Source organism: Pseudomonas putida (assembly GCF_028682635.1).
Taxonomy (GTDB): domain Bacteria; phylum Pseudomonadota; class Gammaproteobacteria; order Pseudomonadales; family Pseudomonadaceae; genus Aquipseudomonas; species Aquipseudomonas putida_AE.
The window spans coordinates 1-16,035 of record NZ_JANHLK010000027.1 but is presented as its reverse complement, the minus strand read 5'-3'; the positions used below and the strand labels follow the sequence as shown (position 1 = coordinate 16,035).

General features: G+C 60.2%; 13 protein-coding genes. All 13 read left to right on the top strand.

The features are described from left to right. Nucleotides 1–7 precede the first annotated feature (7 nt). The 13 genes from uppS (at nucleotide 8) to NPS56_RS25195 (ending at nucleotide 15,996) form a co-directional block, all read left to right on the top strand. Nucleotides 8–763 (top strand): polyprenyl diphosphate synthase, encoded by a 756-nt coding sequence (gene uppS / locus NPS56_RS25255; RefSeq protein ID WP_008057310.1) that lies wholly within the window; start codon nucleotides 8–10, stop codon nucleotides 761–763. Then, on the top strand, nucleotides 763–1,569 hold the full coding sequence (locus tag NPS56_RS25250; protein ID WP_274077167.1) for a phosphatidate cytidylyltransferase: 807 nt from the start codon (nucleotides 763–765) through the stop codon (nucleotides 1,567–1,569). The genes uppS and NPS56_RS25250 overlap by 1 nt, the downstream gene beginning before the upstream one ends. After that, nucleotides 1,566–2,756: a 1-deoxy-D-xylulose-5-phosphate reductoisomerase gene (ispC, locus tag NPS56_RS25245; protein ID WP_274077166.1), complete on the top strand. Its 1,191-nt coding sequence runs from the start codon at nucleotides 1,566–1,568 to the stop codon at nucleotides 2,754–2,756. Before NPS56_RS25250 ends, ispC begins: the two co-directional genes overlap by 4 nt. Before the next feature lie 41 nt (nucleotides 2,757–2,797). Next, on the top strand, nucleotides 2,798–4,150 hold the full coding sequence (rseP, locus tag NPS56_RS25240) for an RIP metalloprotease RseP (RefSeq protein WP_274077165.1): 1,353 nt from the start codon (nucleotides 2,798–2,800) through the stop codon (nucleotides 4,148–4,150). 72 nt (nucleotides 4,151–4,222) lie between these two features. Next, nucleotides 4,223–6,598 carry an outer membrane protein assembly factor BamA gene (gene bamA / locus NPS56_RS25235; RefSeq protein ID WP_274077164.1) on the top strand — a complete coding sequence of 792 codons (2,376 nt, stop codon included), beginning with the start codon at nucleotides 4,223–4,225 and terminating at the stop codon, nucleotides 6,596–6,598. A 45-nt stretch (nucleotides 6,599–6,643) separates the two neighbouring features. Next, nucleotides 6,644–7,147 carry an OmpH family outer membrane protein gene (locus NPS56_RS25230; RefSeq protein WP_008057318.1) on the top strand — a complete coding sequence of 168 codons (504 nt, stop codon included), beginning with the start codon at nucleotides 6,644–6,646 and terminating at the stop codon, nucleotides 7,145–7,147. Nucleotides 7,148–7,150: 3 nt separating this feature from the next. Then, entirely contained in the window at nucleotides 7,151–8,206 is a 1,056-nt protein-coding gene (gene lpxD, locus NPS56_RS25225; RefSeq protein ID WP_274077163.1) for a UDP-3-O-(3-hydroxymyristoyl)glucosamine N-acyltransferase, read from the top strand. 108 nt (nucleotides 8,207–8,314) lie between these two features. Continuing rightward, nucleotides 8,315–8,755 carry a 3-hydroxyacyl-ACP dehydratase FabZ gene (gene fabZ / locus NPS56_RS25220; protein WP_007978374.1) on the top strand — a complete coding sequence of 147 codons (441 nt, stop codon included), beginning with the start codon at nucleotides 8,315–8,317 and terminating at the stop codon, nucleotides 8,753–8,755. Beyond that, entirely contained in the window at nucleotides 8,752–9,528 is a 777-nt protein-coding gene (gene lpxA, locus NPS56_RS25215) for an acyl-ACP--UDP-N-acetylglucosamine O-acyltransferase (protein WP_274077162.1), read from the top strand. The genes fabZ and lpxA overlap by 4 nt, the downstream gene beginning before the upstream one ends. A gap of 2 nt (nucleotides 9,529–9,530) precedes the next feature. After that, entirely contained in the window at nucleotides 9,531–10,661 is a 1,131-nt protein-coding gene (lpxB, locus tag NPS56_RS25210) for a lipid-A-disaccharide synthase (protein WP_272604841.1), read from the top strand. 11 nt (nucleotides 10,662–10,672) lie between these two features. After that, a complete protein-coding gene (rnhB, locus tag NPS56_RS25205; RefSeq protein ID WP_274077213.1) occupies nucleotides 10,673–11,299 on the top strand; it encodes a ribonuclease HII in 627 nt (208 codons plus the stop codon). A 77-nt stretch (nucleotides 11,300–11,376) separates the two neighbouring features. After that, a complete protein-coding gene (gene dnaE, locus NPS56_RS25200) occupies nucleotides 11,377–14,898 on the top strand; it encodes a DNA polymerase III subunit alpha (protein ID WP_274077161.1) in 3,522 nt (1,173 codons plus the stop codon). A 150-nt stretch (nucleotides 14,899–15,048) separates the two neighbouring features. Next, on the top strand, nucleotides 15,049–15,996 hold the full coding sequence (locus tag NPS56_RS25195) for an acetyl-CoA carboxylase carboxyltransferase subunit alpha (protein ID WP_274077160.1): 948 nt from the start codon (nucleotides 15,049–15,051) through the stop codon (nucleotides 15,994–15,996). Nucleotides 15,997–16,035: the final 39 nt, after the last annotated feature.

The following is a 16,035-nucleotide window of genomic DNA, read 5'->3' as shown; positions in this document are numbered from 1 at the left end:
CGTGTTCATGGAAAAGACCAAGCAGGTTGCACCTTCCGCGGTGCCGCGCCATGTCGCGATCATCATGGATGGTAATAATCGCTGGGCGAAAAAACGCTTTATGCCGGGTGTCGCCGGGCATAAAGCGGGTGTGGATGCGGTGCGTGCAGTCATTGAGGTGTGCGCCGAGGCAGGGGTCGAAGTATTGACCCTGTTCGCGTTCTCCAGTGAGAACTGGCAGCGCCCGGCCGATGAAGTCAGTGCCTTGATGGATCTGTTCTTCAAGGCATTGCGTCGTGAGGCCAAGCGCCTCAACGACAACAACATCAGCTTGCGCATCATTGGCGACCGCTCGCGCTTCCACCCGGAGCTCCAGGCCGCCATGCGTGAAGCCGAGGCCATGACGGCCGGCGCCAATCGCTTCGTCCTGCAGATCGCCGCCAACTACGGCGGTCAGTGGGATATCGCCCAAGCCGCACAGCGTCTGGCGCGTGAAGTCCAGGCCGGGCATCTGCGGCCGGAAGACATTACCCCGGAACTGCTGCAAACCTGCCTGGCCACCGGCGACCTGCCGTTGCCGGACTTGTGCATCCGTACCGGTGGCGAGCATCGCATCAGTAACTTCCTGCTGTGGCAGCTGGCCTACGCCGAGTTGTACTTCTCCGACCTGTTCTGGCCGGACTTCAAACACGATGCCATGCGCAATGCGCTGGCCGATTTCGCATCTCGCCAGCGCCGCTTCGGTAAAACGAGCGAGCAGGTCGAGGCTGGAGCCCGGGTTTAATGCTTAAACAACGAATCATCACCGCGCTGATCCTGCTGCCGATTGCCCTGGGTGGGTTTTTTCTGCTGGAGGGTTCCGCTTTTGCGCTGTTCATCGGCCTGGTCGTAACCCTGGGCGCCTGGGAATGGGCGCGCCTGGCCGGTTTCGCTGCGCAAGCGTTTCGTGCCGGCTATGCCGCCGTCGTCGCCTTGATGCTGTTCGTCATGTACATCCTGCCCGGCCTTGCGCCCTGGGTGTTGGGGGCTTCGGTGCTCTGGTGGGCGCTGGCGACTTACCTGGTGCTGACCTACCCGCGCTCCAGTGAGCATTGGGCGAGCGCCGCCTGCAAGCTGCTGATCGGCCTGTTGATCCTGTTGCCGGCCTGGCAAGGCCTGGTGCAGATCAAGCAGTACCCGCTGGGCAACTGGTTGATCATGGCGGTGATGGTGCTGGTCTGGGGCGCGGATATCGGTGCCTATTTCTCCGGACGTGCGTTTGGCAAGCGCAAGCTGGCGCCGCAGGTCAGCCCGGGCAAAAGCTGGGAAGGCGTGTACGGCGGCCTGGCCCTGAGCCTGGTGATCACCACCCTGGTTGCCCTGGTGCGCGACTGGACGGTGGCCGAATTGTTCAAGGGGCTGATCGGCGCCGCGCTGATCGTGTTCGTCTCGGTGGTGGGTGATCTCACCGAAAGCATGTTCAAGCGCCAGTCCGGGATCAAGGACAGCAGCAACCTGCTGCCGGGGCATGGCGGCGTGCTGGATCGCATCGACAGTCTGACCGCGGCGATCCCGGTATTTGCCGTACTGTTGTGGATGGCTGCACCATGAGCCGTCCTCAGCAGATTACCGTCCTCGGGGCGACCGGCTCGATTGGTCTGAGCACCCTGGATGTCATCGCCCGCCACCCTGAGCGCTACCAGGTCTTCGCCTTGAGCGGTTTCACTCGCCTGAGCGAGCTGCTGGCGCTGTGCGTGCGTCACGCCCCGCGGTTTGCCGTGGTGCCTGAGGCCGCTGCTGCCCGCGGCTTGCAGGATGACCTGCGCGCTGCCGGTCTTGCCACTCGCGTGCTGGTGGGGGAGGAGGGGTTGTGCCAGGTGGCTGCCGACCCTGAGGTTGATGCGGTCATGGCGGCCATCGTCGGCGCCGCAGGCCTGCGCCCGACCCTGGCGGCCGTCGAGGCCGGCAAGAAGATCCTCCTGGCCAACAAGGAGGCGCTGGTCATGTCCGGCGCCTTGTTCATGCAGGCCGTGCGCAAAAGCGGCTCGGTATTGCTGCCGATCGACAGTGAGCACAACGCGATTTTCCAATGCATGCCCCGGGATTTTGCCCGTGGCCTGGAACCGGTCGGCGTACGCCGGATCCTGCTGACCGCCTCTGGCGGTCCGTTCCGGCAGACGCCCATGGCCGAGCTGGCGCATGTTTCACCCGAGCAGGCCTGTGCCCACCCTAACTGGTCCATGGGGCGCAAGATCTCGGTCGATTCGGCCAGCATGATGAATAAAGGGCTTGAGCTGATCGAGGCCTGCTGGCTGTTCGATGCCAAGCCGTCCCAGGTTGAAGTAGTGATCCACCCACAAAGCGTGATTCATTCGCTGGTCGACTACATCGATGGTTCGGTATTGGCCCAGTTGGGTAACCCGGACATGCGCACGCCGATCGCCAACGCGCTGGCCTGGCCGGAGCGAATCGACTCGGGCGTGCCGCCGCTGGACCTGTTTGCCGTCGCGCGCCTGGACTTCCAGGCCCCGGACGAAGATCGATTCCCGTGCCTGCGACTGGCGCGCCAGGCAGCCGAGGCGGGTAACAGCGCTCCGGCGATGTTGAATGCGGCAAATGAAGTCGCTGTCGCGGCCTTTCTCGACGGACGGGTTCGTTACCTGGAAATCGCGAGTATCATCGAGGAAGTCCTCAATCTCGAACCTGTGGTTGCAGTGAATGATCTTGAGGCGGTGTTCACGGCGGATGCCAAGGCGCGTTTGCTGGCTGAACAATGGTTGAGTCGTCAAGGGCGGTAAGTGCTGCGATGCAGGACTGGATAGGAATGCGGAGAAAATAGATGAGCGCGCTCTATATGATTGTCGGCACCCTGGTCGCTTTGGGCGTGCTGGTTACCTTCCACGAGTTCGGCCATTTCTGGGTCGCGCGTCGCTGTGGGGTCAAGGTGCTGCGTTTCTCCGTGGGCTTCGGCATGCCGCTGCTGCGCTGGCACGACAAGAAGGGTACCGAATTCGTGGTGGCTGCCATTCCATTGGGTGGCTACGTGAAGATGCTCGACGAGCGTGAAGGCGAAGTGCCGGCCGATCAGCTCGAGCAATCCTTCAACCGCAAATCCGTGCGCCAGCGCATTGCCATCGTTGCAGCGGGACCGATTGCCAACTTCCTGTTGGCGATGGTGTTTTTCTGGGCATTGGCGATGCTTGGCACCGAGCAGGTCCGCCCGGTCATCGGCGCTGTCGAGTCCGGTAGCCTGGCGGCCAAGGCGGGCCTGAACGCAGGCCAGGAAATCGTTGCCATCGACGGCGAGCCCACTTCCGGCTGGGCTGCGGTCAATCTGCAACTGGTCCGTCGCCTGGGTGAAAGCGGTTCCCTGCAGCTGCTGGTTCGCGAGCAGGGCACGACAGCGGATTCGCCGCGCGAGCTGGTGTTGGACAACTGGCTCAAAGGTGCCGATGAACCGGATCCGATTCGTTCCCTGGGCATTCGCCCGTGGCGCCCGGCATTGCCGCCCGTCCTGGCTGAACTGGATTCCAAAGGCCCGGCCCAGGCCGCCGGCCTGAAGACCGGTGACCGCCTGTTGGCGCTCGATGGCAAGGCCGTGGATGACTGGCAGCAGGTCGTCGATATCGTTCGTATGCATCCTGATACCAAAATCATGCTGCGGGTGGAGCGTGACGGTGCTCAAATCGACGTTCCTGTGATGTTGGCTGCCCGTGGCGAAAGCAAGGCACCCACCGGTTACCTCGGGGCGGGGGTAAAAGCTGTCGATTGGCCACCTGAGATGATTCGCGAAGTCAGTTACGGGCCGTTGGCAGCCGTGGGGGAAGGGGCTCGACGCACCTGGACGATGAGCGTGCTGACCCTCGATTCGCTGAAGAAAATGTTGTTCGGCGAGCTCTCGGTAAAAAACTTGAGTGGACCGATAACCATTGCTAAAGTGGCGGGCGCTTCGGCCCAGTCGGGTGTCGCTGATTTCCTGAATTTCCTTGCTTATCTGAGTATTAGCCTGGGGGTTCTGAATTTGCTGCCCATTCCTGTGCTGGATGGGGGGCATTTGTTGTTTTATCTGATCGAGTGGGCGCGTGGTCGTCCCTTGTCGGATCGGGTGCAAGGTTGGGGGATACAGATCGGCATCAGTTTGGTGATCGGGGTGATGTTGCTTGCTCTGGTTAATGATCTGGGTCGACTGTAACGCTTCGCTGAATTGCGAATCTGCCGCATTTTGCGGCAGTTTTTATTGCCAGTTGGAATAAGAAAGGACTTCATGAAACGTCTGCTGCTAACTGCGGTTCTCACCGTATTGATGATCGCCGAAGTTCACGCCGAGTCCTTCACTATCTCTGATATTCGCGTCAATGGCCTCCAGCGGGTCTCCGCGGGTAGCGTCTTTGGTGCTTTGCCGTTGAACGTCGGTGAACAGGCGGATGATCGACGCCTGGTGGAATCCACTCGTGCGCTGTTCAAAACCGGGTTCTTTCAAGATATCCAACTGGGCCGCGATGGCAACGTCCTGGTTATCACGGTAGTCGAGCGTCCGTCGGTTGCCAGTATCGAGATCGAAGGCAACAAGGCGATCTCCACCGAAGACCTGATGAAGGGTCTCAAGCAATCCGGCCTGGCCGAAGGCGAGATCTTCCAACGCGCCACCCTCGAAGGCGTACGTAACGAACTGCAGCGCCAGTACGTCGCCCAGGGTCGCTACTCGGCTACCGTCGACACTGAAGTGATCCCGCAGCCGCGCAACCGCGTCGGCTTGAAGGTCAACATCAACGAAGGCACCGTTGCCGCTATCCAGCACATCAACGTGGTAGGCAACACGGTCTTCCCTGATGAAGACCTGATCGACCTGTTCGAACTCAAGACCACCAACTGGCTGTCGTTCTTCAAGAACGATGACAAGTACGCCCGTGAAAAACTCTCCGGTGACCTGGAGCGCCTGCGTTCCTACTACCTGGACCGCGGCTACATCAACATGGACATCGCTTCGACCCAGGTGTCCATCACGCCGGACAAGAAGCACGTCTACATCACCGTCAACATCAACGAAGGTGACAAGTACACCGTTCGTGACGTGAAGCTCAGCGGCGACCTGAAAGTCCCTGAAGACCAGGTCAAGTCCCTGCTGCTGGTACAGAAAGGCCAGGTGTTCTCGCGCAAGCTGATGACCACCACGTCTGAACTGATCACTCGTCGCCTGGGTAACGAGGGCTACACCTTCGCCAACGTCAACGGCGTGCCTCAGCCCCACGATGACGACCACACGGTAGACATCACCTTCGCTGTCGATCCAGGCAAGCGTGCCTACGTGAACCGCATCAACTTCCGTGGCAACACCAAGTCCGAAGACGAAGTGCTGCGTCGCGAAATGCGCCAGATGGAAGGCGGCTGGGCCTCGACCTACCTGATCGACCAATCCAAGACCCGTCTGGAGCGACTGGGCTTCTTCAAGGAAGTCAACGTTGAAACCCCGGCTGTACCGGGTGTCGATGACCAGGTTGACGTCAACTACAGCGTTGAAGAGCAGGCGTCCGGTTCGATTACCGCCAGCGTCGGCTTCGCCCAGAGTGCGGGCCTGATCCTCGGTGGTTCGATCACCCAGAACAACTTCCTCGGTACCGGTAACAAGGTCAGCCTCGGCTTGACCCGCAGCGAATACCAGAGCCGCTACAACTTCGGTTACGTTGACCCCTACTGGACTGCCGATGGCGTGAGCCTGGGTTACAACGCGTTCTACCGTACAACTGACTACGATGACCTCGACGTCGACGTAGCCAGCTATGCCGTGGACAGCCTGGGTGCCGGCGTGAGCGTCGGTTATCCGATCAGCGAGACTTCGCGCCTGACCTTCGGCCTGACGGCCCAGCAGGACGAGATCAAGACCGGTGTCTATACCGTCGACGAGATCTTTGATTTCGTTAACAAGGAAGGCGACAAGTACCTGAACTTCAAGGCTTCGGCCGGTTGGTCCGAGTCCACCCTGAACAAGGGCGTACTGGCGACCCGTGGTCATTCCCAGAGCCTCGTGCTGGAATCCACGGTTCCAGGCAGCGACCTGTCGTTCTTCAAGCTCGACTACCGTGGCCAGTTGTTCCAGCCACTGAGCGACAACTACACCATGCGCCTGCATACCGAACTGGGTTATGGCGATGGTTACGGTTCGACCGATGGCTTGCCATTCTATGAAAACTACTATGCTGGTGGTTTCAACTCGGTTCGCGGCTTCAAGGACAGCACCCTGGGTCCTCGCAGTACACCAAGTACCGGCAAGAACCCTGGCACTGCGCTCGACCCGGACCAGGATCCGCTGCCGTTCGGTGGTAACGTCCTGATCCAGGGTGGTGTTGAAGTCCTGTTCCCGCTGCCGTTCGTCAAGGACCAGCGTTCCCTGCGTACCTCGGTATTCTGGGATGTGGGTAACGTTTTCGACTCATCGTGCTCTGATTCCACCAACGCTGATGGCACGAAGTCCAACACCAAGTGCAACGACATCAGTCTGAGCAATATGGCCAGTTCCGTCGGTGTGGGTGTGACCTGGGTCACCGCACTGGGTCCTCTGAGTTTTGCGTTGGCCATGCCAGTCAAGAAACCGGATGACGCTGAAACTCAAGTGTTCCAATTCTCCCTCGGTCAGACGTTCTAAGCGTCTGCCCCAAGATAACGACAATGGATTTTGTAGGAGTGCATCGTGCGTAAGTTGACTCAATTGGTTCTCCTGGCTTCCGTACTGGTTGCAGGTCCGGCATTTGCCGACATGAAAATCGCCGTCCTGAACTATCAGATGGCTCTGCTGGAATCCGATGCGGCCAAGAAATACGCCGTGGATGCCGAGAAGAAATTCGGTCCTCAGCTGAGCAAGCTCAAGACGCTGGAAAGCAGCGCCAAGGGTATCCAGGATCGCCTGATGGCCGGTGGCGACAAAATGCAGCAAGGCGAGCGTGAGCGTCTGGAGCTTGAATTCAAGCAAAAGGCCCGTGACTTCCAGTTCCAGTCCAAGGAACTGAACGAAGCCAAAGCCGTTGCCGACCGTGAAATGCTGAAGCAGCTCAAGCCGAAACTGGACAGCGCTGTGGAAGAAGTCATCAAGAAAGGTGCTTTTGACCTGGTCTTCGAGCGTGGTGCAGTGATTGATGTCAAACCTCAGTACGACATCACGCGCCAGGTTATCGAGCGCATGAATCAGCTGAAGTAATCCATGACAGTGACCATTAAGCTCGGCCAGCTGGCCGAGTTCCTCGGCGCCACGCTACGTGGCGACCCGGAGAAAGCAATTACTGGGCTAGCCACCTTGCAGGAGGCTGGCCCAGCTCAGTTGAGCTTTCTCGCAAACCCCCAATACCGCAAATACCTGGCAGGCAGTCAGGCGGCAGCGTTGTTGCTCAAGGCCGCTGACGCCGAAGGTTTTGCCGGGGATTGCCTGGTGGTGCCCGATCCTTACGCTGCTTACGCGCGTATTTCCCACCTGTTCGATCCCAAGCCCAAGGCGGCAGCCGGTATTCATCCGACGGCAGTGATTGCCGCGGATGCGGTGGTCGATCCGGCGGCGAGTATCGGTGCATTTGCGGTGATTGAAAGCGGGGCGCATATTGCTGCCGGTACGACCATTGGTGCGCACTGCTTCATCGGCGCCCGCAGCGTCGTTGGCGAAGGCGGCTGGCTGGCACCGCGCGTCACGCTGTATCACGACGTACGCGTCGGCAAGCGGGTGGTGATCCAGTCCGGTGCGGTGCTTGGCGGCGAAGGCTTCGGCTTTGCCAACGAGAAAGGCATCTGGCAGAAAATTGCCCAGATCGGTGGTGTCCTGGTCGGCGATGACGTGGAAATCGGCGTGAACACCGCCATTGACCGTGGTGCGCTGGCCGATACCGTCATTGGCAATGGTGTGAAACTCGACAACCAGATCCAGATCGCCCACAACGTTCAGGTCGGTGATCACACCGCCATGGCGGCCTGCGTGGGGATCTCCGGCAGCACTAAAATCGGCAAGCATTGCATGCTCGCCGGTGGCGTAGGGCTGGTGGGGCATATCGATATTTGCGACAACGTTTTCATCACCGGGATGACCATGGTGACCCACTCGATCACCGAGCCGGGTGCCTATTCTTCCGGAACGGCGATGCAGCCAGCCGCCGAGTGGCGCAAAAGCGCGGCCCGTATTCGTCAGCTCGATGACATCGCGCGGCGTCTGCGACAGCTGGAAAAGCAAACTGGGGACGTGACCCCTGGCGGTAATGCTTCATCAGATGGCTGATACCATTTCCATATCAAGTGTGCACAGCCGCTAGACTGCGTCCTTGATTTGCTAGAGGAGTGTGCATCAGTCGCGCGCTCCCAATCTTTACATAGGCTTCCCCCCGAAATGATGGACATCAACGAGATTCGCGAATACCTGCCTCACCGTTACCCGTTCCTGCTGGTGGACCGGGTAGTGGAGCTGGATGTTGAAGGCAAGCGCATTCGCGCCTACAAGAATGTCAGCATCAACGAACCCTTCTTCAATGGTCACTTTCCTGCGCATCCAATCATGCCGGGCGTACTGATCATCGAAGCGATGGCTCAGGCTGCAGGGATCCTTGGTTTCAAAATGCTCGACGTGAAACCCGCCGACGGCACCCTTTATTACTTCGTCGGCTCCGACAAGCTGCGCTTCCGCCAGCCTGTACTGCCGGGCGACCAGCTGATCCTGGAAGCCAAGTTCATCAGCTGCAAGCGGCAGATCTGGAAGTTCGAGTGCCAGGCTTCGGTCGATGGCAAGCCGGTCTGCTCCGCTGAAATCATCTGCGCGGAACGCAAACTATGAGTTTGATCGACCCTCGCGCAATCATCGATCCGACGGCCGTCCTGGCTGACGGTGTCGAGGTCGGCCCGTGGTCGATCATCGGCGCAGGTGTGGAAATCGGCGAGGGGACCGTGATCGGGCCGCATGTGATTCTCAAGGGCCCGACCCGAATCGGTAAGCACAACCGTATCTACCAGTTTTCCTCGGTAGGTGAGGACACGCCCGATCTGAAATACAAAGGCGAGGAAACCCGCCTGGTGATGGGTGACCACAACGTCATCCGCGAAGGTGTGACGATTCACCGTGGGACCATTCAGGACCGTTCGGAAACCACCCTGGGCGATCACAACCTGATCATGGCCTACGCCCACATCGGTCACGACAGTGTCATCGGCAACCACTGCATCCTGGTCAACAACACGGCGCTGGCCGGCCACGTGCACGTGGAAGACTGGGCGATCCTGTCCGGTTTTACCCTGGTTCACCAGTATTGCCACATCGGTGCCCACAGCTTTTCCGGCATGGGTACGGCGATTGGCAAGGACGTCCCGGCCTATGTCACGGTGTTCGGCAACCCGGCCGAAGCCCGCAGCATGAACTTCGAAGGCATGCGCCGTCGCGGTTTCAGCGAAGACGCGATCCACGCCCTGCGTCGTGCCTACAAGGTGGTCTATCGCCAGGGCCTGACGGTTGAGCAGGCGCTCGCCGAACTGGCCGAATCCTCTGCCCAGTTCCCGGAAGTGGCGGTGTTCCGCGACTCCATACAGTCCTCGACCCGCGGCATCACCCGCTAACCATGGCCAATTTGCGTATTGCGCTGGTGGCGGGCGAGGCTTCCGGCGACATTTTGGGCGCGGGTCTGATGCGCGCGCTCAAGGCTCGCCATCCGGCGGTCGAGTTCATCGGAGTCGGCGGTCCGTTGATGCAGGCCGAAGGCCTGACGTCCTACTTTCCCATGGAACGTCTGTCGGTCATGGGCCTGGTGGAAGTGCTGGGCCGCTTGCGTGAATTGCTGGCGCGCCGAAAAAAGCTGGTGGCTGACCTGATCGCCGCGAAGCCGGACGTGTTCATCGGTATCGATGCCCCGGACTTCAACCTCAACATCGAACTCAAGCTGCGTCAGGCCGGGATCAAGACCGTGCATTACGTCAGTCCATCGGTCTGGGCCTGGCGGCAGAAGCGCGTGCTGAAGATTCGCGAAGGTTGCGACCTGATGCTCACCCTGTTCCCGTTCGAAGCGAAATTCTACGAAGAGAAGGGTGTGCCGGTGCGGTTTGTCGGGCACACCCTGGCCGATGCCATTCCGCTGGAAGCCGATCGCGCTGCGGCGCGGGCCGAACTGGGATTGCCCGACGGGCCGTTGGTGGCGCTGATGCCCGGCAGTCGTGGCGGCGAAGTCGGCCGACTAGGCGCCTTGTTTCTCGATACCGCCCAACGCCTGCGGGCACTGCGCCCCGGTGTGCGGTTTGTCGTGCCTTGTGCCAACCCACAGCGCCGGGCCCAGCTTGAAGAGCTGCTGGCCGGTCGCGATTTGCCGCTGACCTTGCTCGACGGCAAGTCCCATCTGGCTTTGGCAGCCTGCAACGCCGTACTGATTGCCTCGGGGACCGCAACGCTTGAAGCCTTGTTGTACAAGCGGCCGATGGTGGTTGCCTATCGCCTGGCACCGCTGACGTTCTGGATTCTCAAGCGCATGGTGAAGAGCCCGTACGTGTCCTTGCCGAACCTGCTGGCCCAGCGCCTGTTGGTGCCCGAGTTGTTGCAGGACGATGCCACGGTCGAAGCGCTGGCCCAGACCCTGTCGCCGCTGATCGAGGGTGGCGAAGAGCAAACCCGCGGTTTTGATGAAATTCACCGGACCCTTCGTCTGGATGCCTCCAACCAGGCTGCGGATGCAGTGCTGAACCTGATCGACCCAGTAAAATGAGTAAGACAAGCATGCAGATGGGGCTGGATTTCACCTTGGTCGCGGAAGTGGAAGAACTGGTTGCCGGTGTCGACGAAGTCGGTCGCGGCCCGTTATGCGGCGCCGTGGTGACCGCGGCGGTGATTCTTGATCCGAACCGTCCGATCCTCGGGCTGAACGACTCGAAGAAGCTCACCGAAGCCCGGCGCGAAAAACTCTATGACGAAATCTGCGAAAAAGCCCTGAGCTGGTGCATTGCCCGCGCGGAAGTCGAAGAGATCGATGAGCTGAACATCCTCCATGCCACCATGCTGGCCATGCAGCGCGCCATTGCCGGGCTGCACGTCCAGCCGAAACTGGCGATGATCGACGGCAACCGTTGCCCGAAGTTGCCGATGCGTGCCGAAGCGGTGGTGCAGGGCGACGGCAAGGTCCCGGCGATCGCCGCGGCATCGATTCTGGCCAAGGTCAGTCGCGACCGTGAAATGGCTGCTTTCGAATTGATCTACCCGGGTTACGGGATCGGCGGGCACAAAGGCTACCCGACGCCCGTTCATCTGGAAGCGCTGGCACGCCTGGGGCCGACGCCGATTCACCGGCGCTCGTTTGCCCCGGTGCGCCTGGCCTATGAGGCCCGAGAGAGTCTCATCGAGTCTTAGTTGCAAGGCTGATTTTTTTCACCAAGGCCCGGTACAATCCGGGCCTTGTTGTTTTCATGACTTAATGCAGGATCACTATGCCGGCTTCATTCGTTCACCTACGCCTGCACACTGAATACTCCCTGGTCGACGGTCTGGTGCGGATCAAGCCGCTGGTCAAGACCCTGGTCGGCATGAACATGCCTGCCGTAGCGGTCACTGACCAGAACAACATGTGTTCCCTGGTCAAATTCTATAAAAACGCCATGGGTGCCGGGATCAAGCCGATCTGCGGCGCCGACCTGTGGTTGTCGAACAAGGATCCGGACAACCCCCTGAGCCGGATCAGCCTGCTGGTGATGAATGCCGCGGGTTATCGCAACCTCACCGAATTGATCTCTCGAGGTTTCATCGACGGTCAGCGCAATGGCTCGATCATCATCGAGCGCGAATGGGTGGCCGAAGCCAGCGACGGCCTCATCATGCTGTCGGCGGCCAAAGAGGGCGAGATCGGCCAGGCCATGCTCAGCGGCAACCCGGACGAAGCGGAAACCCTGGCGCGTGAGTGGATGGCGGTTTTTCCGGATCGTTTCTACCTGGAAATCCAGCGCACCAACCGCCCCAACGATGAAGAGCAACTGCACGGCGCCGTGGCGCTGGCCGAGAAAATCGGCGCACCGCTGGTCGCGACCAACGACGTGCGCTTCATCAAGCAGGAAGATTTCGCCGCCCACGAAACCCGCGTGTGCATCGGCGAGGGCCGGGCCCTCGACGACCCGCGCCGTTCGAAGAACTACAGCGATCAGCAGTACCTCAAAAGTGCCGAGGAAATGGCCGAGCTGTTCAGCGACATTCCCGAGGCGCTGGAAAACACCGTCGAGATCGCCAAGCGCTGCAACATCGAAGTCAAGCTGGGCACGCACTTCCTGCCCAACTTCCCGATCCCCGATGGCATGACCATCGACGAATATTTCCGCAAGGTGTCCTTCGATGGCCTCGAAGAGCGGCTGTCCGTCCTGCTGCCCAAGGACACCACCGAGGACTATGAAGCCAAGCGCCAGGTCTATGTCGACCGGCTGAATTTCGAGCTGGATATCATCATCCAGATGGGGTTCCCCGGTTACTTCCTGATCGTGATGGACTTTATCCAGTGGGCCAAGAACAACGGTGTGCCGGTAGGTCCTGGCCGGGGGTCGGGTGCCGGGTCGCTGGTGGCCTATGTGCAGAAGATCACCGACCTCGACCCGTTGGAATATGACCTGCTGTTCGAACGTTTCCTCAACCCGGAACGGGTCTCCATGCCCGACTTCGACGTCGACTTCTGCATGGACGGTCGCGACCGGGTGATCGACTACGTGGCCGAGAAATACGGCCGCAACGCGGTAAGCCAGATCATTACTTTCGGTTCCATGGCCGCCAAGGCTGTGGTCCGCGACGTGGCGCGGGTGCAGGGCAAGTCCTACGGCCTGGCGGATCGCCTGTCGAAGATGATCCCGTTCGAAGTCGGCATGACCCTGGAAAAGGCCTACGAACAGGAAGAAATCCTGCGTGACTTCATCAAGGTCGATGAAGAAGCCGCGGAAATCTGGGAGATGGCCCGCAAGCTTGAAGGCGTTGTGCGTAACGTCGGCAAGCACGCCGGTGGCGTGGTAATCGCGCCGACCAAGCTGACTGACTTCTCGCCCATTTATTGCGACGAAGCGGGCGATGGCCTGGTAACCCAGTTCGACAAGGACGACGTCGAAGCCGCTGGCCTGGTGAAGTTCGACTTCCTCGGCCTGCGGACCCTGACGATCATCGACTGGGCGCTGAAGACCATCAACCGCGACCGCGCCAAGGTCAACGAGCCGCCGCTGGACATCGCGTTCATCCCGCTGGACGACAAACCGACCTATTCGCTGCTGCAAAAAGCCGAAACCACAGCGGTGTTCCAGCTTGAATCCCGAGGCATGAAAGAGCTGATCAAAAAGCTCAAGCCCGACTGCCTGGAAGACTTGATCGCACTGGTAGCGCTGTTCCGTCCCGGCCCGCTGCAATCGGGCATGGTGGACGACTTCATCAACCGTAAGCACGGTCGCGCCGAACTCGCGTATCCGCACTCGGACTACCAGTACGAAGGCCTCAAGCCCGTATTGGCCCCGACCTACGGCATCATCCTGTATCAGGAACAGGTGATGCAGATCGCCCAGGTCATGGCCGGCTACACCCTCGGCGGTGCGGACATGCTGCGCCGGGCCATGGGTAAGAAAAAGCCCGAGGAAATGGCCAAGCAGCGCGGCGGTTTCATCGAAGGTTGCGCGACCAACAACATCGACGCGGACCTTGCCGGTAACATTTTCGACCTGGTGGAAAAATTCGCCGGTTACGGCTTCAACAAGTCCCACTCCGCCGCCTATGGCCTGGTGTCGTACCAGACCGCGTGGCTGAAAGCGCACTACCCGGCGCCGTTCATGGCCGCGGTACTCTCGGCGGACATGCACAACACCGACAAGGTCGTGACCTTGATCGAAGAAGTGCGCACGATGAAGCTGCGTCTCGACGCGCCGGACGTGAACACTTCCGAGTTCAAGTTCACGGTGAACGACGAAGGCCGGATCATTTACGGCCTTGGCGCGATCAAGGGTGTGGGCGAGGGGCCGGTGGAGGCGATCACCGAAGCGCGGCAGGACGGTCCGTTCAAGGACCTGTTCGATTTCTGCGCCCGGGTTGACCTCAAGCGCATCAACAAGCGCACCCTCGACGGCTTGATCCGCAGCGGTGCGCTGGATCGCCTGGGCCCGTATTTCCACGACGAAGCCAAAGCCTATCAGGCCAATATCGACCGCAACCGTGCGGTACTGCTGACCGCGATGGAAGAGGCGATCAAGGCTGCCGAGCAAACCGCCCGTACCCATGACAGCGGCCATGCCGACCTGTTTGGCGGGCTGTTCGTCGAGGAAGACGCCGACGTCTACGCCAATCATCGCAAGGCCAAGGAACTGACCCTCAAGGAACGGCTCAAGGGCGAGAAAGACACCCTGGGCCTGTACCTGACCGGTCACCCGATCGACGAATACGAAGGCGAAATCCGCCGTTTCGCCCGTCAGCGCATCATCGATTTGAAACCTGCGCGCGATACCCAGACCGTTGCCGGCATGATCATCGCCCTGCGGGTGATGAAAAACAAAAAGGGCGACAAGATGGGCTTCATCACCCTCGACGACCGTTCGGGGCGGATCGAAGCGTCGCTGTTCGCCGATGCGTTCCATTCCGCGCAATCGCTGTTGCAGACCGATGCGATGGTGGTGGTCGAAGGCGAAGTCAGCAACGACGACTTCTCCGGTGGCCTGCGCTTGCGGGTCAAGCGGGTGATGAGCATGGAGGATGCGCGCACCAACCTGGCCGAGAGCCTGCGCCTGAAGTTACACGCCAAGGATCTCAAGGGCGATCAGCTACGCTGGCTGGGTGAGCTGTTGAAGCGTCACCGCGGTGCGTGCCCGATCACCATGGACTACACGAGTCCCGATGCGAAAGCCTTGCTGCAGTTCGGCGAAGGCTGGCGAATCGACCCGGCGGATGCGTTGATTCAAGCCCTGCGTGACCAGTTCGGGCGAGACAACGTCTTCCTCCAATACCGTTAACGGTCAGGGTGTCGCTTTTAACTTTGAGCGGGGCCCTGAGCTTGACCAGAATTTAATCTCGACCTGAACGCGCCTGTCCCTTATGGTAGGGCGCGAATAGACAACCGGCCGGCCCAAGCTCTCTTGGACGTCGACCCAAGACGGACGCCTATGAACCCGAATTTTCTAGATTTCGAACAGCCGATCGCCGACCTGCAAGCCAAGATCGAAGAGTTGCGCTTGGTCGGTAATGACAATTCGCTGAATATCGGCGATGAGATTTCCCGCCTGCAGGACAAGAGCAGCACGCTGACCGAGGACATCTTCGGCAAGCTGACCAGCTGGCAGATCGCGCGTCTGGCGCGTCACCCGAAGCGTCCATATACCCTGGACTACATCGAACACATCTTCACCGAGTTCGACGAGCTGCATGGTGACCGTCACTTCTCCGACGACGCCGCCATCGTTGGCGGTATTGCCCGTCTGGAAGACCAGCCAGTAATGGTCATCGGTCACCAGAAAGGCCGCGAAGTGCGCGAGAAGGTTCGCCGCAACTTCGGCATGCCGCGTCCGGAAGGCTACCGCAAGGCCTGTCGCCTGATGGAAATGGCCGAGCGTTTCAAGATGCCGATCCTGACCTTCATCGACACCCCGGGTGCGTACCCTGGCATCGACGCTGAAGAGCGCAACCAGAGCGAAGCGATTGCCTGGAACCTGCGCGTCATGGCTCGCCTGAAAACCCCAATCATCGCCACCGTGATCGGTGAAGGTGGTTCCGGTGGTGCACTGGCCATCGGCGTTTGCGATCAGTTGAACATGCTGCAGTACTCGACCTACGCGGTGATCTCGCCGGAAGGTTGCGCATCGATCCTGTGGAAAACCGCCGAGAAAGCACCGGACGCCGCTGAAGCCATGGGCATCACCGCCGAGCGCCTCAAGGGCCTGGGCATCGTGGATAAAGTGATCAGCGAGCCACTTGGCGGCGCACACCGTGATCCGGCTGCTGCCGCTGCCTCGATCCGCGCCGAACTGAGCTCGCAACTGGCAATGCTGAAGAAGTTCGACAACGATGCGCTGCTGAAGCGCCGCTATGATCGTCTGATGAGCTACGGTCTCTAACGCGGTACCCCTGTAGGAGCTGCCGCAGGCTGCGATCTT

What these genes read in the sequence shown, in the direction of transcription:
- uppS (WP_008057310.1), top strand. Translation starts at nt 8, where the DNA reads ATGGAAAAGACCAAGCAGGTTGCACCTTCCGCGGTGCCGCGCCATGTC.
- NPS56_RS25250 (WP_274077167.1), top strand. Translation starts at nt 763, where the DNA reads ATGCTTAAACAACGAATCATCACCGCGCTGATCCTGCTGCCGATTGCC.
- ispC (WP_274077166.1), top strand. Translation starts at nt 1,566, where the DNA reads ATGAGCCGTCCTCAGCAGATTACCGTCCTCGGGGCGACCGGCTCGATT.
- rseP (WP_274077165.1), top strand. Translation starts at nt 2,798, where the DNA reads ATGAGCGCGCTCTATATGATTGTCGGCACCCTGGTCGCTTTGGGCGTG.
- bamA (WP_274077164.1), top strand. Translation starts at nt 4,223, where the DNA reads ATGAAACGTCTGCTGCTAACTGCGGTTCTCACCGTATTGATGATCGCC.
- lpxD (WP_274077163.1), top strand. Translation starts at nt 7,151, where the DNA reads ATGACAGTGACCATTAAGCTCGGCCAGCTGGCCGAGTTCCTCGGCGCC.
- fabZ (WP_007978374.1), top strand. Translation starts at nt 8,315, where the DNA reads ATGATGGACATCAACGAGATTCGCGAATACCTGCCTCACCGTTACCCG.
- lpxA (WP_274077162.1), top strand. Translation starts at nt 8,752, where the DNA reads ATGAGTTTGATCGACCCTCGCGCAATCATCGATCCGACGGCCGTCCTG.
- lpxB (WP_272604841.1), top strand. Translation starts at nt 9,531, where the DNA reads ATGGCCAATTTGCGTATTGCGCTGGTGGCGGGCGAGGCTTCCGGCGAC.
- rnhB (WP_274077213.1), top strand. Translation starts at nt 10,673, where the DNA reads ATGCAGATGGGGCTGGATTTCACCTTGGTCGCGGAAGTGGAAGAACTG.
- dnaE (WP_274077161.1), top strand. Translation starts at nt 11,377, where the DNA reads ATGCCGGCTTCATTCGTTCACCTACGCCTGCACACTGAATACTCCCTG.
- NPS56_RS25195 (WP_274077160.1), top strand. Translation starts at nt 15,049, where the DNA reads ATGAACCCGAATTTTCTAGATTTCGAACAGCCGATCGCCGACCTGCAA.